This window comes from Lentibacter sp. (assembly GCF_029254145.1).
Taxonomy (GTDB): domain Bacteria; phylum Pseudomonadota; class Alphaproteobacteria; order Rhodobacterales; family Rhodobacteraceae; genus Lentibacter.
In genome coordinates this window covers 1-21,229 of the sequence record NZ_JAQWYD010000042.1, presented here as the reverse complement: position 1 = coordinate 21,229, position 21,229 = coordinate 1, and the positions used below count along the sequence as shown (strand labels likewise).

The following is a 21,229-nucleotide window of genomic DNA, read 5'->3' as shown; positions in this document are numbered from 1 at the left end:
TGCCCAAGCTAATTGGTTCCCGGGTGATAATAAACGTCGAGGCGTGAGGGTCTAGAGGTGAATCATAAAGAAATCGTTCTGGAGCCTATGCTCTATCTCGTTGCGACTCCCTTGGGCACCGCGCGGGATATAACTTTGCGCACATTGGATGTTCTTGCGAGCGCGGATATGCTTGCTGCGGAAGATACTCGAACACTTAAAAAACTCATGGAAATCCATGGGATAGCTCTTAAAGATCGACCGGTGATTGCATATCATGATCATAACGGGGATCGTGCGCGCCCAAAGATTTTGAATGCCTTGGCAGCTGGGCAATCTGTCGCTTACGCGTCAGAGGCTGGAACGCCTATGATTGCAGACCCAGGGTACCATCTGGTCCGTGAGGTTCAGGCCAAAGGCTATGGCGTTACGTCTTTGCCTGGTCCTTCGGCTGTCATAACGGCGCTTACGCTAGGTGGGTTGCCAACCGATACATTTACATTCGCGGGCTTTTTGCCAAACAGCAAAGCAGCGCGGCGCAAGGCGTTGAAGTCTTATGAGAGTGCTGCCGGAACTTTGGTGTTCTACGAATCTCCCAAGCGCATCGCTGCAATGATCAGTGATGCTGCAGACGTCTTGGGCAGTGAGAGAGAAGGCCGGATTTGCCGAGAGTTGACCAAGAAATTTGAGGAAGTGATTGCAGGCACTTTAGGGGAGTTGTCCGAACGGCTGGCTGGAAGCACTCTGAAAGGCGAAATTGTTATGTTGATTGGCAAGGGCACGGTGCAAGAGATGAGCCATGATGTGCTGGTTTCTGAACTGAAGGCATTGATGCAGGACATGAGCCTGCGGGACGCTGCGGACCGGCTGGCAGAAGACACGGGTATCAAGCGGCGTGAAATCTATCAGATTGGTCTTGAGCTTCAAAAAACTTAGTCATTTGTTAGGTTGTCTATGGTGAAATAAACCATGAAAACTAAAATTTTATCCAAAGAATTAACAAGTGCGCGCCAGCGAGGCGCGACAGCATATCATGCAGGTCTTGCTGCGGAGTCCATTGCTCAGCGTCATTATGAGCAGGCTGGTTACACGCTTTTGGTGCAACGCTGGCGTGGTAAAGCGGGCGAGATTGATTTGATCTTTTCGAAAAACGACGAGACTGTTTTTGTCGAAGTGAAGCGGGCTCGCGACTTTTCGCAAGCGGTTGAGCGTATTGGCCCAGCTCAGATGGTTCGAATAGCTACCGCCGCAGAGGAGTATGCGGCCAGATTACCAAAAGGTCTTCTCAGCTTGATGCGTATTGATGTGGCTTTGGTCAATGGCACTGGCGCGTGCCATGTGGTCAAAAATGCTTTTGGTGCTTGAGCCATTGAACCCAGTTGCGATCTCGGCCATTTATGATGCAACCATTGCAATAAGGCTGGATCATGAAAATCGCTTTCCAAATGGACCCTATCGGGCCGATTAATATCAATGCTGACAGCAGCTTTCGGATTGCCGAAGAGGCCCAAGCGCGCGGACATGACCTATTTTACTACACGCCCGAGCGCCTAAGCTATCGTGAAGGGCGCGTTTTGGCGCGCGGTTGGCCTTTGACAGTGCGTCGCAAAGAAGGCGATCACTTCACGCTGGGCGAAGAAACCGAAGTGGATCTCTCTACATTTGATGTGGTTTGGCTGCGCCAAGACCCGCCTTTTGATATGTTTTATATCACGACAACGCATATTTTGGACCGGATACATCCGAAAACACTTGTTGTGAATGATCCGTTTTGGGTGCGAAACTTTCCTGAGAAGCTTCTGGTGCTCGACTTCCCCGATCTAACACCACCTACTATGATTGCACGCGACCTCGAAGCTTTGAAAGCCTTTAAGGCTGAGCATCAAGACGTGATCCTCAAGCCGCTCTATGGCAATGGAGGAGCAGGCGTTTTCCGTTTGACGCCTGAAGATCGTAACCTTGCTTCATTGTATGAGCTTTTCACGGCCAATAGTCGTGAACCTTTGATCATGCAGAAGTTTTTGCCCGATGTCTCCAATGGCGACAAACGTGTCATCTTGGTAGACGGTGAGCCTGTGGGTGCAATCAACCGCGTGCCCGCTGCGGGCGAAACTCGCTCTAACATGCACGTCGGTGGGCGGCCTGAAAAGGTAGGTTTGACTGAGCGTGATCTTGAGATCTGTGCCCGTATTGGTCCGCTTCTCAAAGAGAAAGGGCAGGTTTTCGTTGGGATCGATGTGATCGGCGACTATCTCACCGAAATCAACGTGACCTCGCCTACAGGCATTCACGAGCTTGAAAGATTTGACGGAGTGAACATCGCTGAGAAAATCTGGGAAGCAATTGAAGCGCGACGGGCCTTGGGAAAAATAGGTGTTCTGAAACGATGATGCCATGGTCGGACCTTGCGTAGAGGTTGAATTTTGTAATTGAACCAAGTCAGCAAAACGTGGATCAGTTGTGAGCTGCTATACTAGGCTGGGTACGCTTTGAGCTGAGCGGCAAATTGGCTTAAGTCCCTGAGGCACCATTCACTCTAAAGCTAACCGCTTCGGCGATATGGGGTTTTCTCACAGCGCTGCTGCTGGCTAGATCGGCAATTGTACGCGCAACCCGCAAGATGCGATGATACCCGCGCGCTGTTAGGCCAAATTTATCGGCTGCCTTGAGTAAAAAGCTGCGCCCCTCTTCGTCGGGTGCGGCAATTTCTTCTAACACCGTTCCCTCCGCATCAGCGTTAAGATGCATCGTTGTCACATTTGCAAATCGTTCAGCCTGAATAGCACGGGCTATGGCGACATTTTGGGACACTTCAGCAGAACTTGTGCCACCTGCTGGCAAATCAAGGTCGCTCAAAGAAACGGGGGGAACATCAATGCGAATGTCAAAGCGATCCATCAGTGGGCCTGAAATGCGCCCAAGATAATCCTCGCCGCACATTGGCACGCGTGCACAGGCGCGGGCAGGATCGAAGAGATAACCGCATTTACAAGGGTTTGCCGCCGCGATCAGTAAAAACCGGCAGGGGTAGCGAACATGTGCATTGGCGCGGCTCACCACAACGTCACCTGTCTCGATGGGCTGACGCAAGGTCTCGAGAACGGCGCGTGGGAACTCGGGGAACTCATCCATAAACAACACACCATTGTGGGCGAGGCTTATTTCCCCTGGCTTGGCGCTGCGTCCTCCGCCCACAATTGCGGCCATTGAGGCTGTGTGATACGGTTCGCGAAAAGGGCGAAGGCGCGAGATGCCACCTTCTTCTATAAGGCCCGAAAGAGACTGTATCATTGATGTTTCTAGAGCTTCGGCCGCGCTGAGCGGTGGCAGAATTGAGGGCATGCGTGCAGCAAGCATAGATTTTCCAGAGCCAGGTGTGCCAATCATGATCATGTGATGGCGCCCAGCTGCAGCTATTTCGAGTGCGCGTTTTGCGCGTTCCTGTCCTTTGACATCGCGCAGATCACGTCCGCCGCTGTCGGCACGTACCTCCCCGGGTTGAGCTGGGGGCAGGGGCATCTGTCCTGTCAGATGCTGGATTGCATGCAGTAAAGAAGACGGTGCGATAACATTGGCTGCGTCAACCCATGCCGCTTCTGCACCAGAGGCCTCTGGGCAAATCAGGCTACGCCCTTCTTCAGCTGCGGCCAGTGCAGCAGGCAAAGCGCCGATCACAGGCACAAGTGCACCATCAAGTGACAGTTCGCCGAGGGACGTGACTGTTTCTACGGCATCGTCAGGCAAAATCCCAAGAGCCGCCAGAAGCGCTAATGCGATAGGCAGGTCAAAGTGACTTCCCTCTTTGGGGAGATCAGCGGGCGAAATATTTATTGTGAGGCGTTTGGAGGGTAGGGCGATTGAAAGGGCAGAAAGCGCGGCGCGCACGCGATCGCGTGCCTCTGAAACGGCTTTGTCGGGCAGTCCTACAATTGAAAACGCGGGTAGACCTGGTGTTACGGCACATTGAACCTCGACAGGGCGCGCTTCGACCCCTTCGAAAGCCACTGTATATGTTCTTGAAACCATTTTACTCTTCCTAACGTGGTTAACCGTTAGGCAGGGTGCGTTTAGAATTGGTTAATGAAGCTCTTAAATTTTCTTAGATTAGACGTGAGTCGTGGGCCAATCAGTTTTTTTGAGCGGTTGGGGGTAGGGAAACGGCTCGTATGTTTTCGCAATGCCTTCTGAGCGCCACTGCTGAAAGGCTGAATCCGCGAGTGTTGTTGCAACATAGGTTGAAACATCCGCAGATACAGGCAAAGCATAGCCAGCAATGCGCGCCATGAGTGGTGCATAAAACGCATCGGCGAGCGAATAGGTTCCAAACAACCAAGGCCCGTCGAGTTTTATTTGTTTGGTATGGCTGAAGAGCACTTCAAAGCGTGCAAGGTCTTTACGCACCTTTGCCGTTGGTTCAAATCCAACCCATTGATGAAAGAGTTGCATGGGGCACTCGTTGCGTAAGGCCGAAAATCCCGCATGCATTTCTGCTGTGATCGATCTGGCGAGAGCGCGGGCATTGGGCTCGGCAGGCCAAAGCTGTGCTTCAGGGTGGCGTGTCGCAAGTTCTTCGGCCATTGCCATACTGTCAAAGAGCACTGCGCCGTCTTCACAGAGCAGAGCAGGAACAGTGCGCGCTGGGGACAGTGCAGCAAGGTCTGCAGCCATCGTGCCGTCGTAAAGCCCAACCATGTGGGCGCGGTAGGGCAGCCCAAAATGTTCCAACATTAGCCAGCCGCGCAAGGACCAGCTCGAAAAGGCTTTGTCACCGATGTACAAATCATACGTCATATCTTATAAATACACTGATTTTGATTGGGAGAACAGTGCTGGCTTTGGAGTGTTCCCATCACAGTTTTGTTGTAGTTTGATAGCCGCGTTTGTCCTTGCAAATCGGTTGTGGCCGTGGCGAAGTCGTCTCATGAAACAGATTGCCCTTTTCGTTTTTGTCCTATGCTTTGGTCCAGTGGCTCTGGCGGATCAAACGGATTTTTTGCCTAGAGCGAATGTCTACGTCATTGGTGAAATTCATGACAATGCTTATCATCATGTGCGCCAAGCGGAATTGACGGCGGCGATCATGCCTAAAGCTTTGGTATTTGAAATGCTCTCCGCCGAAGATGCGCAAGCGATTGACCCTGAAAAACGTCGCGACGTAAATGCTCTTCATGCTCTGAATTGGTGGGAGCGGGGTGCAGATGTCGGCGCACATTATGCACCCATTTTACTGGCTGCGCCTGAAGCGCAGGTCTTTGGAGCGCATGTGAGACGAGAGAGGGCGCGTGCCGCCATACAGCAGGGGGCCGCGAGTTACTTTGGTGTTCAGTCAGGAATTTTCGGCTTGAGTGAGGCATTGGGCCATGAAGAACAAGCGGCCCGCGAAGCGCATCAGCTGGCGGCGCATTGTGATGCCTTGCCGGCCGAAATATTGCCCATGATGGTCGATATCCAGCGCTTGCGTGATGCAGAGCTTGCCCGCGCAACCGCTCAGGCGCTTGCAAAAACCGATGGCCCCGTTGTGGTGATCACCGGCAATGGCCATGCTCGAAAAGACTGGGGAATGCCTGTTTACCTGACAAAGGCAAGGGCAGACCTATTGGTCTATTCGATTGGTCAGGGCGAAACGGGACTTATGCCAGAGGGCGTGTTTGATGAAGTCACATACAGCCCAGCGGCCTCACGAGATGATCCGTGTGCCGCTTTCTCCAAAGATTGAGTTTGCTTGTGCCCATTGAGTTTGCTCTCTGCTCGGCTTAACTCTTGTGATGACGGAAAAGATGCGGGGGCCGCTATGCTGGCTGGCAAAAGAATATTGCTTATCATCGGCGGCGGTATCGCGGCATATAAATGCCTCGATCTCATTCGTCGGTTGAAAGAACGCGGCGCTTGCGTAACGCCCGTTTTGACACGCGCAGCGCAGGAATTTGTTACGCCCCTCTCGGTTTCGGCTTTGGCGGGCGAGAAAGTCTACACTGATCTCTTTGATCTGACAGATGAGGCCGAGATGGGTCATATCCAGCTGAGCCGTGTAGCCGACCTTGTGCTTGTTGCCCCAGCCACGGCAGATCTAATGGCTAAGATGGCAGGCGGTCATGCCAATGATATTGCGACAACGCTTCTGATGGCGACAGACACCCCTGTGATGATTGCTCCTGCTATGAATTTTCGGATGTGGGAGCATGCTGCAACACAGCGCAATCTCGCCACTCTGCTTGGCGATAAAGTCCGGGTTGTCGGTCCGAACAATGGCGACATGGCCTGTGGCGAGCATGGCCCAGGGCGCATGGCCGAGCCCATGGAAATTGCCACGGCTGTTGAACTCGCGCTCTCTGACGGTCCGCTCAAAGGCAAGCGCGTTCTCGTTACATCAGGCCCCACGCATGAGCCGATCGACCCGGTGCGCTACATCGCCAATCGCTCTTCAGGGGCGCAAGGCACGGCGATTGCCTCTGCTCTTGCAAGCCTTGGTGCAGAGGTTGTCTTTGTCACAGGCCCCGCCGATGTGGCGCCGCCTTCGGGTGTTGAGGTTGTCGCGGTTCAGAGTGCTGCGGAGATGCTTCAGGCTGTGCGAAACGCTTTGCCTGTTGACGCTGGCGTTTTTGCTGCCGCTGTGGCCGACTGGCGGGTAAAGCGCGAGAGTAACTCCAAGATCAAGAAGCAGGACGGCAAACTGCCGATTCTTGAATTCGCCGAAAACCCTGACGTTCTGGCTGACGTGAGCCAAATGGAAAAGGACCGCCCAGGGCTTGTCGTTGGCTTTGCCGCAGAGACCGATGATGTGATCGCTAACGCAACAGCGAAACGCAAACGCAAGGGCTGTGACTGGATTGTCGCCAATGATGTCAGCCCCGAAACGGGGATCATGGGAGGCACAGAAAACGCGGTGCATCTGATCACAGATCAAGGTGTGGAAGACTGGCCGCGCATGGGCAAGGGCGAGGTGGCGCGCCAACTTGCAGAGCGGATCGCTGCAGCTCTGGGCTGAGGAGGCTCCGGCGGTGATGTTTTTAGAGAGAAAAAGGGCATGATGTGATCACTGTAAAGTTCATTTGGGATGAGGAGGCGGATTGCGGCTTGGGCCTGCCTGCTTACGAGAGTGCAGGGGCCGCTGGTGCGGACCTTCGTGCCAACTTTGCAGACCGTGGTGAGATCACCCTTGCGGGAGGCGCGCGTGCGCTTGTGCCCACGGGGCTTAGGCTTGAGATTCCGCAGGGTTATGAGGTGCAGCTGCGCCCGCGCTCGGGGCTGGCGTTGAAGCACGGCATCACCTTGCTCAACAGTCCTGCCACGATAGATGCCGATTATCGCGGGCCACTCGGAGTGATCGTGATGAACGCAGGCTCGGAGCCTTTCACCGTCAAACACGGTGAGCGCATCGCGCAGATGGTAGTTGCCCCTGTGGTACAAGCGCATTTCGAGCTGTCCGACGCACTTGCTGACACCGCCCGCGGCACAGGCGGCTTTGGCTCGACAGGGCGCAGCTGATGGCGCTGGCTTTTCTCGGAGTCATGGCAATGATCTGGGCTCTAGGTAGACGATTGCGCTGGCCCAAGGCCATGGTCTGGGGGCTGATTGTGCTGGTTTATGGGGTCGCACTTGGGTTTCAGTTCATCGGGGACGGCGGCAATCCTGCGCCGTGGGCGATCTTTGGAGGGATTGTGGCACTCGTGGGGGCTTATGCCTTTGGCCTTTCCCGCCTCAAATCTCTTGCGAGGCTTGAACCCGAAACCAAATCACAAGGCACATTCCGCGAGGCTGAGCTTGAGCGCTATGCGCGCCATATTGTTTTGCGCGAGCTGGGTGGACCAGGGCAGAAAAAACTCAAAAACGCCAAGGTGCTCGTGATTGGCGCGGGCGGTCTTGGCTCGCCAGTGCTGATGTATCTTGCGGCAGCGGGCGTTGGTACAATCGGGGTGATCGATGACGACATGGTCGATCACAGCAACCTGCAGCGCCAGGTGATCCACCGCGACGAGGCGATTGGCACGTCCAAGGTCCACTCCGCCGCTGAGGCCATGCGCGCGCTCAATCCGTATATAGAGGTACGCCCCTACCAGCGCCGTTTCACAGCCGAGCTCGCTAAGGCGCTTTTTGCAGAATATGATGTTATCCTTGACGGAACCGACAATTTCACGACGCGCTACTTGAGCAACGCGACTGCCGTGGCCCTTGGCAAGCCGCTTGTCTCAGGTGCTTTGGCGCAATGGGAGGGGCAGCTCTCGGTGTTTGATCCGGTGCGCGGCGGACCTTGCTACCAATGTATTTTCCCGGAGGCGCCCGCAGACGGGCTTGCGCCATCTTGTGCTGAGGCCGGCGTGGTCGCACCGTTGCCCGGGGTGATTGGAACGATGATGGCGCTAGAGGCCGTCAAGCTTATTACCGGCGCGGGCCATATCCTGCGTGCCGAAATGCTGATCTATGACGGGCTTTATGGCGAAAGCCGCAAAATCAAACTCGCTGCGCGCAAAGACTGTCCTATCTGTCATGGCGAGATGGCCTGACACAAACGCAAAGGAAATCCGATGATAAACCCGCTTCTGGTCGATTGGTCCACGCCTTTTCAGATTGCTCCATTTAACGCCATATCGGATGACGACTTCGCGCCAGCCCTTGATGAGGCTCTGGCCGCGCATGACGCTGAAATCGCGGCCATTGCGCAGAATGTATCGCCCGCCAGCTTCGAAAACGTCATCGGCGCATTGGAAAGCGCGGGTGGCGCATTGGACAAAGTGCTTTCGGTTTTCTTCACGGTGGCGGGAGCAGATAGCAACTCTGCGCGCGAAGAGCTGCAGCGCGATTTCTCACCCAAACTCGCCGCGCATTTCTCGCGGATTACGGCGAACAAGGCGCTGTTTCAGCGCGTGCAAGATGTTTGGGCAAATCGCGACGTGCTTAATCTCACGGATGAGCAAACGCGCGTTTTGATGCTGACACACCGGGGCTTTGTACGTGCTGGAGCGGCTCTGACTGGTGTGGAAGATACCCGTATGGCCGAGATTAAATCGCGCCTCGCAGAGCTTGGCACAAGCTTCACACAAAACCTTCTTGCCGATGAGCGCAGCTGGTTCATGGAGCTTGGCGAGACGGACCTCGAAGGGCTACCGCAGTTTGTGATGGACACGGCGCGTGCGGCGGGTGAGGAAAAGGGTGCGGGCGGGCCGGTCGTGACCCTCTCGCGGTCGCTGATCGTTCCTTTCCTGCAATTCTCCGCGCGCCGCGACCTACGCCAAAAAGCCTTTGAGGCCTGGGCGGCGCGTGGCGCCAATGGAGGGGCAACAGACAACCGTGCGATCTGCGCCGAAATTCTTGCTTTGCGGGAAGAGCGTGCGAGCCTTCTGGGTTACGCTAGCTTTGCCGATTACAAACTGGAAACCGAAATGGCGAAGACTCCCGCTGCTGTGCGCCAGCTGCTGATGGATGTCTGGGAGCCCGCTAAAGCGCAAGCCGAGGCGGACGCTGCGGTACTCACTAAGATGATGCGCGCGGAAGGTGTCAACGGTGATCTGGCCCCTTGGGATTGGCGCTACTACGCTGCTAAACGCCGGGTGGCGGAGCACGACCTTGATGAAGCTGAGGTGAAGCCATACTTCCAGTTCGAACGCATGATCGAAGCGAGTTTTGCCTGCGCCACCCGACTTTTCGGGCTTGAGTTTAAGCGGCTTGACGTGCCGCTCTATCACCCCGACTGCCGCGCTTGGGAGGTCACGCGCGAGGGGAGGCATGTGGCCGTGTTCATTGGCGATTATTTTGCGCGCGGCTCCAAGCGCTCGGGAGCATGGTGCTCGGCAATGCGTGCGCAGGCAAAATACCCACAGTTGCAAACACCGATCGTGATCAACGTTTGCAACTTTGCCAAAGGAACTCCCGCACTGCTCAGTTATGACGATGCGCGTACCTTGTTTCACGAATTTGGCCATGCGTTGCACCAGATGCTCTCAAATGTGACCTATGAGAGCATTTCGGGAACCTCGGTAGCGCGCGACTTTGTCGAGCTTCCGAGCCAGCTTTATGAACACTGGCTTGATGTGCCCGAGGTTCTGGCCGAGTTTGCCACGCATTATGAGACAGGCGAGCCGATGCCAAAGGCACTGCTTGATAAGGTGCTGGGCGCCGCGACCTTTGATATGGGGTTTCAGACAGTGGAATACGTCGCCTCGGCGATGGTTGATCTGGCGTTTCACGAAGGCGCAGCCCCCGCCGATCCGATGGCAAAACAGGCTCAGACCCTTGCCGAAATGGACATGCCCGCTGCGATTGTCATGCGCCACGCAACGCCGCAGTTTGCCCATGTGTTTTCTGGCGATGGCTATTCCGCGGGGTACTATTCCTACATGTGGTCGGAAGTGATGGACGCCGATGCCTTCGAGGCGTTTGAAGAGAAGGGCGATGCCTTTGATGCGCAGCTGGCGGCTTCGCTAGAACACAACATTCTCTCGTCAGGCGGCTCAAGGGACGCAGCTGAGCTTTATGAGGCCTTTCGCGGGCGTATGCCGGGTGTTGAGGCCCTTCTCAAGGGTCGCGGTCTTGCTGCCTGATTTCGAACGGCCCTGCGGGCCATCCGACTGATTGGGGTGTCAGATCATCTGGTCGTAGTCACCGACGGCAGGCTCTGTCCGGATGACGGCGTCAATATCGGCGAAGATGGCGCGCATCTCTGCTTCTGATGCCGAGCTTTCACAAACGACCACCAGATTGGGCGTGTTGGAACTTGCTCGCACCAGGCCCCATGAGCCGTTATCCAGAATGACACGCGCTCCGTTGACTGTGACCACCTCTTTGATGCTGCGGCCAGCGAAGCTTTCGCCTGCCTCGGCCTTGGCGACCAGTTTGGCAACAAGGCGCTCAAGCACATCGTATTTTTCCAGATCGGCGCAATAGGGCGACATGGTTGGCGTGGCCCAAGTTTTAGGCAGCGCCTTACGCAGATCTGACATCTTCATATCGGGGTTACGATCCATAAGCTTGCAGATTTCAACCGCAACACGCAGCCCGCAATCATAGCCACGCCCCACAGGTTCGGCGAGGAAGTAGTGCCCCGATTTTTCAAAGCCCGCCAGAGCGCCGAGCTCTTTCACGCGACGCTTCATATGGCTGTGGCCTGTCTTCCAGTAGTCGGCTGTCACGCCATTGGCTTGTAACTCTGGATCTGAGGCAAAAAGGCCCGTTGATTTCACATCAGCGACGAAGGTGCTGTTTGGATAAATTTTACTCAAATCGCGTGCCATGATCACACCGACTTTGTCAGCGAAGATCTCTTCGCATTCATCATCGACCACACCGCAGCGGTCGCCATCGCCATCAAAGCCGAGCGCGAAGTCAGCGCCGCTCTCTTTGACCGAGGCACTCATGTCATGGAGCATTTCCATGGCTTCGGGGTTTGGGTTGTAATGTGGGAAGGTGTAATCAAGCTCATTGTGCGAGGGCACAACTTCAACACCGATGCGCTCAAAGACTTCGGGTGCGAAGGCGGCCGCTGTACCATTGCCTGTGGCACAGACCACGCGCAGTTTACGAGACATTTTGAAATCGCCGGCCAGATCGTCGATGTAGGCTTCGCGCACGCCTTCGACAAATTCGTAAGTGCCACCTGCTCGGGCAATGCCACGGCCTTCAAGTACGATAGCGCGCAGTTCGTTCATCTCGTCGGGGCCGTGGGTGAGCGGACGTTCAAATCCCATTTTTACGCCTGTCCAACCGTTCGGATTGTGGCTTGCTGTCACCATAGCAACGGCAGGGGCGTTGAGATGAAACTGACTGAAATAGGCCATGGGCGACACGGCAGGGCCGATGTCTTTCACATGGATGCCTGCTTGCATGAGCCCCAGCATCAGCGCGTTTTTTATGGAAAGCGAATAGTCGCGATAGTCATTTCCGACAGCTATAACTGGCTCGATTCCGCGCGCATGCATCTGTGTCCCGAGGCCGAGGCCGAGTGCGGTGATGCCGGGAAGATTGATTTCCTCAGGATACTTCCATCGGGCGTCGTATTCGCGAAACCCAGTTGGGGTGATCATGGGATCACGCAGAAAGGACCAAGTGTTCGGGGTCGAGGTGTTTTGGGGCAACATAAGGACTCTCGTTGAACTTTGAAAATGGAAGGGCCCTCAAGGGCTCTGATGCAAAAATGTTTAGTTCGAAACTTGTTCTCGTAGGATCGAACTGGTCAGTGACACCATCAGGTATACCCCTGAAAAAATCAGGAATGCCAGAATGGTGTTCTCAAATTTCCTCGGATAGCTTGGAGCATCTGATGCAATGGGCCGGACAGGGACAGTCAGATAGCGTACTTGGCGACCTGCCTCCAGAGCTGCTTGCTTTTCGCCTTGAAGAGCGGATTGCAAGAACGCATCGGCTGTCGCAAGGTCAGCACGCGCGAGCTCTATCTCGGTTGATTGTTGTACGAGTGATAGCCCTGAGCTGTCCGCTTCGATCATGCGAGCATTGAGCCCTGTCAGAACATCTTGTAGTCGGCGAACATCGCCGCGCGCTCCGTCTACTTTTGCTTGGTTGGGGCGTGGGTTGTCCAGCAAGGCCTGCAGTGCGAGCTTCTTTTCGAGGAGCTGCTGATCATAGCTGGTAATCTGTGTGCGTAATGCGGCGAGCTGTTCGGTCGGGTCTGCAGAGTATACTTCCTGCAAGCGGATTAAGTTTTCCTGCGCTTCGCGGCGCTCCACTTTTGCGCGCTCGAGGTTGCGCCGTGCGTCTTCCATCGCATCGTTGCGAATATTTTGTGAAAGCTCATCGACCCGCTCTTCGGCATAAGAAATAAGAGCCTTTGAAAAATCTGTGGCGACAATTGGATCGGCCGCTATGACTTCCATCCTGACAACGCCTTCGGTGGGATCGTAGCCGATTTTGATGTTCTTTTTGTAGACCTTATGGGCTGCTTCATTGGTTGTATCGGCATCAAGGCGTTGAATCGCATCGATTTCTGGCTGCGCGAAATGGCGCTTGTAGCCCAGTGCTTCATCCAGCCGGATCATAGCATCTTTTGATGTAAGATAAGATTGAACGGCAATGCTTTCCTGACTGTTGGCCAGTTGAGAAGGGATCAAACCACTTAAAGGACCTCCACCTCCGCCGCCATCTGCGGACTGGATCAGAAATTCAGATTTGGTTGGGTACATGGGTGTTGCGATCGCATAATAATACCATCCTGCCAGAATAGTCGGAAGGAAGACAAAAGCTGAAAGTCGAGCCAGTAAGAGTGCGAGCCGCTTGCGACGCCGGCTGGCGATGTCACGCTGAATTCCTGTGATCTCCATTGCGCGACGATCAGCAGTATAAACTTCGGTTTGCGGGACCTGCGACGAGGCTGGTTTGATGGTCTGTGGCAGTTGGATTTTACCCATTCCAGGTAAAACCGTACCCATCTCGGCATCATTTTCACCGTCTTTTGTTGGCACGACGAGCTCAAGCATGTTGGAGCTTTGGAACGGGTCAATACCCTTCAGGCGTAATTGACGTACAGCGTCAAAGTCAGAAATTGGAGCCAGCCCATGTTTTTGAGCCATTCGGCGCGCCATCCGAAGCTGACGCCCAGTGAGACCCTCGCGGCGGATCGCATCAATGTCAGTTTCGGCTTTGACTTGCTGTGGAGAATCCACGGCGCCTTGGCGAGCTATGTTCTGCGCAGGCGTCTGGAGCGGCTCTTGAGTTGCCCGAGCTTGTGGCCTTGGCAAATCCTCTGCCTCTCTTGGAACAGAGCGGTTCGCTACATGGTTCTCGCTTCCTTCAACGCCCAACGGTGTGGTGCGTTTGATGCGAAACTTTCTAGCTTTGGGTTTGGTAGTCATAGAGCTGTTTCGCTTCTTCTAGGGTGTCAAACATATGTAACTTGCCATCAATCAAAACAGCCGCCGTGCGGGCGAACTTTTCGAGTACTTGTGCTTGGTGGGATACGATGATCACGGTTGTTGTACGCAGACGATCACGCAGAATTTCGCCTGCCTTCCGGTTAAACTCTACATCTGTAGAGTTTGGCATGCCTTCATCAATTAGGTAGATGTCGAAATCAAGCGCTAGAAGTAGCGCAAAGGAGAAACGCGCGCGCATGCCTTGGCTATAAGTGCCAAGTGGCTGCTCGAAGTATTCTCCAAGGTTGCAGAGCCAGCGGCAGAAGGCCTCAACATAATCTGGATCCAAGCCATAGAGGCGGGCAATAAAGCGACTGTTTTCGACAGCAGTATGGCGCGGAACAACTCCACCCATAAAACCGAGTGGAAAGCTGATTTTACACTCTCTCAAGATTGAGCCTTCGTCAGGTTTCTCAAGTCCCGACATCATATTGATAAGAGTGGTTTTCCCTGTGCCATTGGGGGCTAGAATACCGAGTGAATTGCCAAGCTCCACACGGAAAGAGACCTGTTCAAGGATCACTTTTCTCTGTGTGCCCGTCCAAAAGGACTTGCTGACGTTGTTAAACTCGAGCATGCCCGCTCCGTTTCTGCTCTGGCCAGTTCTCACTACGCTTATTTTACTAAGAGTATATGTATTGTTTGAAGTTGGCCGTTTTATTGTTTCGTCTGAGTATACAGTTGTTTTGGGCAAAATTAAGACGTGTTTAATCAAAACAGCCAAAACGTGCTAATCTGCCCTCTGGATGCATGCTTTCTATCTGGTTTGGGTGTTCTGTGCTTCGGCTGAACTTTTTCGACGGGCGCCTGTTGTTGTCGCGATTGACTTCAGATTAACTCCTAGAATGACACTTCTAGATGATATTTCTGCTTGTCGGCTTTGTGCCCTTCGGTTTGCTGCAACCCACACGGGGCATGAGCCACGACCTATAGTCTGGTTGAACTCATCGGCGCGTATATTGATCGCTGGGCAAGCTCCCGGGATGCGTGTGTATGAGAGTGGCGTTCCGTTTGACGACCGTTCTGGTGAACGTCTGCGCAATTGGTTGGGGCTGACTCCGGAACAGTTTTATAACAAGAATGAGGTGGCCATTGTTCCGATGGCATTTTGCTTCCCGGGCTATGACGCTCAAACGAATGACTTGCCCCCTCCAACGATTTGCAGTGAGACATGGCATGATAAAGTGATGGAGATGCTTCCTGCAGTGAAACTACGCATTGTCTTGGGAAAGTCTGCTCAGTCTTACCATCTTGGTTCTCAGCACCCAGTCACCGAAACCGTTCGGACATGGCGAGATATGGCACCGGAGGTTTTTCCCTTGCCGCATCCGTCTTGGCGCAATACGGGGTGGCTTAAGAAAAATCCGTGGTTTGAGGCAGAGTTATTGCCCGAGCTGCGTGCTGCTGTAAAAGAGGTTTTGGCATGAGCAACGCAACAGTCCTGGACACAGCCCATGCGGCCATGATGCAACATCCAGAAGATGTACAATTACGGATGAGATTCTACGCGATCTTGGCTGATATTGAAGTCTTTCTTCTGCTTGATGCTGAACCAAAAGCGGAAATGATCGAGCCCCAGATCATTGAAGTTGATGGCACAAGGTTTGTCTTGGGATTTGACTCAGCTGAGCGTCTTTCTGCTTTTTCCGGCGGACCTGCGCCCTACGCCGCACTATCTGGTCGGATTATGGTGCAGATGCTGGCCGCAGAAGGTGCCGGCTTGGCGCTCAACCTTGAAGTTGCACCCTCTTCTATCATGTTGCCGCATGAAGCGATGCTCTGGATGCGCGATACACTGAAGGCTTCTCCGCAAGAGGCGGAGCCAGCACCTAAACGTAAAGGTGGGCTTGCTGCACTCAAAAGCCCTGATATTCCAGAAGTTCTGCTTCATGCGCTCGACGCAAAGCTCAGCCGCGCTGCAGGATTGGCGAATGTGGCCTACCTTGTTGCGAAGGATGAAGGGGGTATGATGCTCGCAATTTTGGGCGCGAAAGAACCTGCGCAAGCCCCCTTAGCAAAGGCAGCCAGTGAAGCTCTCGTTTTTTCGGGTCTGGAAGACACCAGTCTCGATGTAGCGTTTTTCAATGATAGTGAGGCGTTGCGCGCACAGTTTGCTCGAGCAGGGCTTCGCTTTGATGTGCCAAAGCCTGCTGAACCTGCGAGCGTTCAAATTGCTGCGCCTGGAAGTGACCCTGCGAAGCCACCGCGCTTACGCTAGACGCCTATTTTAGAGCCTGTGCAAACCATCGGTGTCTCAGTCTTCTCTATTTGGTAGAGTGGAGCGGCTTGCGCACCGTTCTCAAACGTTGCTATCAATTTGTTGTTATCTTTGAAAAAAGCCCAACACTGTGGCGCATCTGGACGATCTTCATAGACAAAACAAATCAGGTTATCAGGTGTGTCATACCAATAACCATTTTTGCACTCGCCATCTAAAAACGACCATCGGACTCGGCGGCCATCTAGATACTCTTCAGCTCCATAAGCTTCAAAATCGTAGCCATAGTAGAAGGTTTGACCGCGCGTGAAGGCATCAAAATCATTTCTCGTCAGCCGTTCTTGAGCTGAAAGGGCTAGGGGAATCAATAACAAAAAGCATGCGAAGCGCAACATGAAGCCAGCTTAGGCGGAGGTGGAATGAGGAGGCAAGGTCCTTAGCGCCCGTGCCATTACCTTTCGGTAAAGGGGCGGGTAGAGCGCAATGACGGCCATGACAGGCAAGGAGTGAGGCAATGTTGGCATCGTTTCAGGTGTTAGGCGCAATGCGGGGTAGGGGCGTTGTGGGTGCATGTGATGGTCTGAATGGCGGGGTGCATTGAGTGTCAGGGATGCTGAAAACCAGTGAGGTGAGTTCCATGAGTGAACTTCGCTCACAGGCTCAAGTTTGCCTGACTCATTCTTTAAACGGCGCAAACCATAGTGCTGGATATAGTCGGCAAGTAGTATCTGTACCTGTGCGTAGAGAGCGAGTTCGATATAAAGAAAGAGACCGAGAAAACCACCTATTGCAAAGCTAAAGCTGCAGGCAACTACGCCAATAAGAGTGTCATGCATGTACGGGTGAGAGAAAAACGTTCGCTGGGCCCGTGAAAGGCGTGCACTTTCCTGCACTCGCCCCTTTTTATAACTCTTCACCCAAGCCTCTAGGAAGAAACGATAAAATCCCAAACCTCGCGGAGCACTGTTGGGATCGGCGTCGCTGCCAATATGAACATGATGAACCAATACATGTGCTGAGGCGTGGTGTCCCATCAATAGCGAGGCATAAACGGAGCGACCAAGGCGGCGAGCGTAGCGTTCTTTCCGGTGGATGAGTTCATGTGCGTTCGGGTGGGAGACTTGTCCGAAAAACAGCGCAAAGCTGGTAAAGAGAACAAGCTTTTCGAGGAGGTCATGCTCAAACCAAGAAAGGCTTATCACTCCTAGCGTCAGCAAAGCAAAATGTAACCCACCAAGTAAAACCGATAAATTTGCCCCTGTTGGAAACTCCGTGCCTTCAGGCATCTGAGGCAACACAAATGGTAAAAACTTATCAAGAGCAGCTGTGAAAAGGGTGATGTAAAGAAGGGCAAGCCATATAAAGCTGCCGCCAACAAAAGACGCCAGACCCAATAGAGCAACATGCGCTAACGTCGCACAGGCAAAATAAACCATAACATAGCCTCTTATTCACATCAGTTTACCTAAAGAAAATGGCGGGACTAAGGCGGAAATGCATACAGATACGGCAGGGTGAACGCGAATGAAGCGCCTTAGGTCGTTTTTAGCCTCGCCTCTTTGGTTGGTCGCAATTACGCTATCGGAAACGCAAGACAGGAGCGCTCTCATGGGGCTGGATGAACGCAAAGGTGTCTGGAAATCAGGCAAAGGCAAAGGACGTCATACGCCAAAGGGGCGCCAGCTAGAAGATCAGGCTTGGGAGGTCGTTAAAGAACTTCTAGGAGATGCGCCACGGCGGCGCGATCTGCTGATCGAGCATTTGCACAAAATTCAAGATGCTTGTGGGTATCTTTCTGCTGCGCATATTCGTGCATTGGCTGAAGAAATGCGGATGTCGATGGCAGAAATCTACGAGGTTGCGACCTTCTATGCTCATTTTGACGTGGTCAAAGAAGGCGAGACTCCTCCACCCGATCTGACAATTCGCGTTTGTGATTCATTGTCTTGCGAGATCGCAGGGGCGCAAGCCTTGAAGTTGGCGTTGGAGGGTGGACTTGATCCGAGCAAGGTCCGTGTTTTGAGAGCCCCGTGTATGGGGAGGTGTGATACGGCGCCCGCGCTTGAAATCGGACACAATCACATAGATTATGCCACAGTAGAAAAGGTGGTTGAGGCAATCGCCTCTGGCGATACACATGCACACATTCCTGAATATGAAGCACTTTCAACCTATCGCAAAGCTGGTGGATATGTGGCTTTACAAGAGTTGCGTGAAAATGGCGACTGGAAAGCCGTTCAAGAAACGGTTCTAGCATCGGGCCTTCGCGGTCTTGGTGGAGCTGGTTTCCCTTCGGGGAAAAAGTGGGGTTTCGTACGCATGAACGAAGGCCCGAGATATCTTGCTGTAAACGGCGATGAGGGCGAGCCCGGCACCTTCAAAGATCGCTACTATCTGGAGCGCACGCCGCATTTATTTCTAGAGGGTATGCTGATTGCCGCATGGGCTGTCGAGGCGGACACCTGTTATATTTATATGCGCGACGAGTATCCAGCAGTGCTTGAGATTCTACGTCGGGAAATCAGAGCGCTGGAAGATGCGGGGCTCATAGCCCAAGGCTATATTGAGCTTCGCCGTGGGGCTGGGGCCTACATATGCGGTGAAGAAAGCGCTATGATCGAGAGTATTGAGGGTAAACGTGGAGAGCCACGACATCGCCCACCTTTTGTTGCGCAAGTTGGAATCTTCAGTCGGCCCACTTTGGTTCACAATGTCGAGACACTCTACTGGGTGGCGAAAATTGTCAGAGATGGCCCTGAAATTCTGAGTTCTGTTGAGAAAAATGGAAGGCAGGGTCTGAGATCATATTCTGTTTCTGGCCGCGTCAATAACCCTGGGGTCCATTTGTTGCCAGCGGGCTCGACAATCCTTGATGTGATTGACGCCGCTGGAGGAATGATTGAAGGCCATCGCCTGAAAGCCTATCAGCCTGGCGGCCCTTCATCGGGCATTCTACCAGCGCATATGAATGACATACCGCTTGATTTTGATACGCTACAGCCGCACGGCTCCTTTATCGGCTCCGCAGCTGTTGTTGTCCTGTCGGATCACGATAGCGCACGCGAAGCCGCGCTGAACATGCTACGCTTCTTTGAAGATGAAAGTTGTGGCCAATGCACGCCTTGTCGCGTCGGTTGCGAGAAAGCCGTGAAATTGATGCAAGCGGAGACTTGGGACACTTCTCTTTTAGAGGAACTATCGACAGCGATGGTCGATGCTTCAATTTGTGGGCTTGGACAGGCTGCACCAAACCCTATAAGGATGACAATAAAGCATTTCCCTGAGGAGATATGATGTTTGGCTGGCCCAATGATTCAGCTCTTTTGTTTATCGCGGCAGCGTTTTTGGCACTTTGTTATTTGGCAATATGCGGGCGGCCCGGCCGGGCATGGCCAAAAACGATCACAAAGACAACATCTGTCGCCCTTCTGGCGCTGATTGCTTTCCAGTTGTCGAGCATGATGCTGCTCGTCGTGGCTTTACTTGCGTGCGCTATTGGCGATTTTTTTTCTGTCCCGGAAAGGCACCGAGGAGTTTGTGTCAGCAGTTGGCGCCTTTAGCTTTGGCCATCTCTCTTACGTAGCTCTTTTCCTGCTGCATCCGAGCGCTGATTTGCAACGTGTTTCTGATGGCTGGCCCTTAGTACTCGCCCTTTTTCTCGTAGGGGCGATCATGCTTTACGTCTTGTTTTTGAAGGCGGGGCCACTGCGCTGGGCGGCTCTGTTCTACTTGCCTGTTGTCGTGGCGATGGGGATTCTTGCAACGGTCCTTCCACCAGTCGGTGCGATCGCACTCGTCTTGCCCGCGGCGCTTTTGTTTGTTTTTTCAGATTTCATCTTGGCGCAGGAAATGTTTGTCCTCCCTGAGGATCACAAGCTTCGGAAGGTAACTCCTTACGTGATCTGGAGCAGCTATTGGATTGCTCAGGCGCTGTTCTTAATTTCCTTTACTATGGTGCTTTAGCGCGTATTTCTGAACACTGCACAAAGACACCCTGAGGCTTTAAGCTGGTTGCAAAACTCCCAAGCGCTCTTGTTTGTATCTCGTCCAATACGAGCAAAATAATACCCCTTTAGGCGGCTTGCTCTGCTCTTTTCAAATAGATAGTCGGGTTGTTCGTCTTGCAAGAGGGGGCGGCATTGCTTTGTTCTTGTCGTGTACTTGCTTTTCGCTGATTGTTTGCTGGTTCCAAAGGCGAGTTGCACGCCCCAAGGCTTTAGGGCTGGTTCTGTCCGAGGCGTGGGTGATAGACGACGCTTTTGTGCCAGAGCTTGACAGGCGGCACGAAATTTTTTGTTTTGATCGAGACCTAAGTCCAGCACTTAGGGTGGCTCACTTACCCAGGTTTGGTGGTCGGTGCCAGTTATGATGCGGACATAGTCAACGGTTTCTTGCGCGAGATCGCCTGTGCCGTCGATTAAGCCTTCGGCGCGCCTTTCCCCACCATTGTAACCCACGGCAGCAAGCCCAATGTTACCATAGCGATTTGTCATTTCTGCCAAATAGTGCGCCGAATGTTCAAGCGCGTCGGCGGGATTGAAAGGGTCAGACAGACCTCGCAAATCAGCGGTGGAACGGATGAATTGCGCAATGCCCAACGCGTTAGCATGGCTTTTTGCAAACGGGTCAAAGCGACTCTCCTGCCAGATCAGGCGCGTGAAGAAATCAGTGTCTAGTTTGTGGCGCGTGCTTACAGTTTCGATCAGCTGGCAGGTATCATGTACAAAGTGTGCCCATCGAATGCACTCTTGGGCGCCCCATTTTGTCGTGGTGCATGCGCGATCCGGCGGTTCTGCCCGAAGAAGCGAGGCCAGTGAAATAAAGAGAAAGGCAAACACATACCGCATGGTGGCAGATGGCCTGAGCTAGACATTCATGTCAACTCATGGCTTTTCACTTGGGCGCAGGCGTATTAACTGGGAGTAGAACCGAGCGGGAATGGCCATGTCTTTTTTCAACAAACTCAAAAATAAGCTCTTTAAAACATCTTCCAGGCTTGAAGAGGGTCTTGATGCGATTGTTGTAGACGGTGGCGTAGAGGAAGAAGAGACGCCAGTGGGGGTCTCTTCTGTTGACTTGATGCCTGAAACCGCCATTTTTCCAGAGCCAGAGCCAGAGCCAGAGCCAGAGCCAGAGCCAGAGCCAGAGCCAGAGCCAGAGCCAGAGCCAGAGCCAG

20 protein-coding genes and 1 pseudogene are annotated in these 21,229 nt (G+C 53.5%); 13 read left to right on the top strand and 8 right to left on the bottom strand.

Going from position 1 to position 21,229, the window contains the following annotated elements:
* Window positions 1-57: 57 nt before the first annotated feature.
* The 3 genes from rsmI (at window position 58) to gshB (ending at window position 2,369) form a co-directional block, all read left to right on the top strand.
* Entirely contained in the window at window positions 58-915 is an 858-nt protein-coding gene (rsmI, locus tag P8O11_RS04980) for a 16S rRNA (cytidine(1402)-2'-O)-methyltransferase (protein WP_300292276.1), read from the top strand.
* Window positions 916-948: 33 nt separating this feature from the next.
* Window positions 949-1,344 (top strand): YraN family protein, encoded by a 396-nt coding sequence (locus P8O11_RS04975; protein WP_300292273.1) that lies wholly within the window; start codon window positions 949-951, stop codon window positions 1,342-1,344.
* Window positions 1,345-1,406: 62 nt separating this feature from the next.
* On the top strand, window positions 1,407-2,369 hold the full coding sequence (gshB, locus tag P8O11_RS04970; RefSeq protein ID WP_300292271.1) for a glutathione synthase: 963 nt from the start codon (window positions 1,407-1,409) through the stop codon (window positions 2,367-2,369).
* 121 nt (window positions 2,370-2,490) lie between these two features.
* Here gshB and P8O11_RS04965 read toward each other — a convergent pair whose 3' ends face one another.
* Together P8O11_RS04965 and P8O11_RS04960 are read right to left on the bottom strand one after the other, a co-directional pair.
* Window positions 2,491-4,005, bottom strand: coding sequence for a YifB family Mg chelatase-like AAA ATPase (locus tag P8O11_RS04965; RefSeq protein ID WP_300292269.1), 1,515 nt, complete (start codon window positions 4,003-4,005; stop codon window positions 2,491-2,493).
* 78 nt (window positions 4,006-4,083) lie between these two features.
* The gene (locus P8O11_RS04960; RefSeq protein WP_300292267.1) at window positions 4,084-4,770 is read right to left on the bottom strand and encodes a glutathione S-transferase; all 687 of its coding nucleotides are present in this window, start codon (window positions 4,768-4,770) and stop codon (window positions 4,084-4,086) included.
* 130 nt (window positions 4,771-4,900) lie between these two features.
* Here P8O11_RS04960 and P8O11_RS04955 point away from each other — a divergent pair, with 130 nt between their 5' ends.
* The 5 genes from P8O11_RS04955 to P8O11_RS04935 all read left to right on the top strand — a co-directional run bounded on the left by P8O11_RS04955 (window position 4,901) and on the right by P8O11_RS04935 (window position 10,514).
* On the top strand, window positions 4,901-5,695 hold the full coding sequence (locus tag P8O11_RS04955; protein WP_300292265.1) for a ChaN family lipoprotein: 795 nt from the start codon (window positions 4,901-4,903) through the stop codon (window positions 5,693-5,695).
* A gap of 75 nt (window positions 5,696-5,770) precedes the next feature.
* Window positions 5,771-6,964 (top strand): bifunctional phosphopantothenoylcysteine decarboxylase/phosphopantothenate--cysteine ligase CoaBC, encoded by a 1,194-nt coding sequence (coaBC, locus tag P8O11_RS04950; protein ID WP_300292263.1) that lies wholly within the window; start codon window positions 5,771-5,773, stop codon window positions 6,962-6,964.
* Window positions 6,965-7,008: 44 nt separating this feature from the next.
* A complete protein-coding gene (gene dut / locus P8O11_RS04945) occupies window positions 7,009-7,464 on the top strand; it encodes a dUTP diphosphatase (protein WP_300292261.1) in 456 nt (151 codons plus the stop codon).
* Window positions 7,464-8,480 (top strand): HesA/MoeB/ThiF family protein, encoded by a 1,017-nt coding sequence (locus tag P8O11_RS04940; RefSeq protein WP_300292258.1) that lies wholly within the window; start codon window positions 7,464-7,466, stop codon window positions 8,478-8,480. Before dut ends, P8O11_RS04940 begins: the two co-directional genes overlap by 1 nt.
* A gap of 21 nt (window positions 8,481-8,501) precedes the next feature.
* Window positions 8,502-10,514 (top strand): M3 family metallopeptidase, encoded by a 2,013-nt coding sequence (locus P8O11_RS04935; protein WP_300292256.1) that lies wholly within the window; start codon window positions 8,502-8,504, stop codon window positions 10,512-10,514.
* A 39-nt stretch (window positions 10,515-10,553) separates the two neighbouring features.
* Here the strand turns inward: P8O11_RS04935 and P8O11_RS04930 are convergent, their stop codons facing one another.
* The 3 genes from P8O11_RS04930 to P8O11_RS04920 are packed head-to-tail and all read right to left on the bottom strand — an operon-like array spanning window position 10,554 to window position 14,412.
* Window positions 10,554-12,047, bottom strand: a complete 1,494-nt coding sequence (locus tag P8O11_RS04930; RefSeq protein ID WP_300292254.1) for a phosphomannomutase/phosphoglucomutase — start codon at window positions 12,045-12,047, stop codon at window positions 10,554-10,556.
* A 60-nt stretch (window positions 12,048-12,107) separates the two neighbouring features.
* Entirely contained in the window at window positions 12,108-13,775 is a 1,668-nt protein-coding gene (locus P8O11_RS04925) for a capsule biosynthesis protein (protein ID WP_300292252.1), read from the bottom strand.
* Window positions 13,753-14,412 (bottom strand): ABC transporter ATP-binding protein, encoded by a 660-nt coding sequence (locus P8O11_RS04920; RefSeq protein ID WP_089887844.1) that lies wholly within the window; start codon window positions 14,410-14,412, stop codon window positions 13,753-13,755. The genes P8O11_RS04925 and P8O11_RS04920 overlap by 23 nt, the downstream gene beginning before the upstream one ends.
* Before the next feature lie 268 nt (window positions 14,413-14,680).
* Here P8O11_RS04920 and P8O11_RS04915 point away from each other — a divergent pair, with 268 nt between their 5' ends.
* Together P8O11_RS04915 and P8O11_RS04910 are read left to right on the top strand one after the other, a co-directional pair.
* Entirely contained in the window at window positions 14,681-15,262 is a 582-nt protein-coding gene (locus P8O11_RS04915; protein WP_300292249.1) for a uracil-DNA glycosylase family protein, read from the top strand.
* Complete coding sequence (locus tag P8O11_RS04910; RefSeq protein WP_300292247.1) at window positions 15,259-16,053, top strand: SseB family protein; 795 nt, start codon at window positions 15,259-15,261, stop codon at window positions 16,051-16,053. The genes P8O11_RS04915 and P8O11_RS04910 overlap by 4 nt, the downstream gene beginning before the upstream one ends.
* Here the strand turns inward: P8O11_RS04910 and P8O11_RS04905 are convergent.
* Window positions 16,050-16,448, bottom strand: coding sequence for a hypothetical protein (locus tag P8O11_RS04905; protein WP_300292245.1), 399 nt, complete (start codon window positions 16,446-16,448; stop codon window positions 16,050-16,052). The two genes, P8O11_RS04910 and P8O11_RS04905, sit on opposite strands and share 4 nt — an antisense overlap.
* 9 nt (window positions 16,449-16,457) lie before the next feature.
* The gene (locus P8O11_RS04900) at window positions 16,458-17,489 is read right to left on the bottom strand and encodes an alkane 1-monooxygenase (RefSeq protein ID WP_300292243.1); all 1,032 of its coding nucleotides are present in this window, start codon (window positions 17,487-17,489) and stop codon (window positions 16,458-16,460) included.
* Between the two features lie 172 nt (window positions 17,490-17,661).
* Between P8O11_RS04900 and P8O11_RS04895 the strand changes: the two genes are divergently transcribed.
* The gene (locus P8O11_RS04895; RefSeq protein ID WP_300292241.1) at window positions 17,662-19,347 is read left to right on the top strand and encodes an NAD(P)H-dependent oxidoreductase subunit E; all 1,686 of its coding nucleotides are present in this window, start codon (window positions 17,662-17,664) and stop codon (window positions 19,345-19,347) included.
* Window positions 19,348-19,590: 243 nt separating this feature from the next.
* The gene (locus P8O11_RS04890) at window positions 19,591-20,016 is read left to right on the top strand and encodes a lysoplasmalogenase family protein (RefSeq protein ID WP_300292239.1); all 426 of its coding nucleotides are present in this window, start codon (window positions 19,591-19,593) and stop codon (window positions 20,014-20,016) included.
* A gap of 359 nt (window positions 20,017-20,375) precedes the next feature.
* Here P8O11_RS04890 and P8O11_RS04885 read toward each other — a convergent pair whose 3' ends face one another.
* Complete coding sequence (locus P8O11_RS04885; RefSeq protein ID WP_300292237.1) at window positions 20,376-20,891, bottom strand: lytic transglycosylase domain-containing protein; 516 nt, start codon at window positions 20,889-20,891, stop codon at window positions 20,376-20,378.
* Between the two features lie 106 nt (window positions 20,892-20,997).
* Between P8O11_RS04885 and P8O11_RS04880 the strand changes: the two are divergent.
* Window positions 20,998-21,229 (top strand): annotated as a pseudogene (locus tag P8O11_RS04880) (signal recognition particle-docking protein FtsY); the annotation flags it as partial.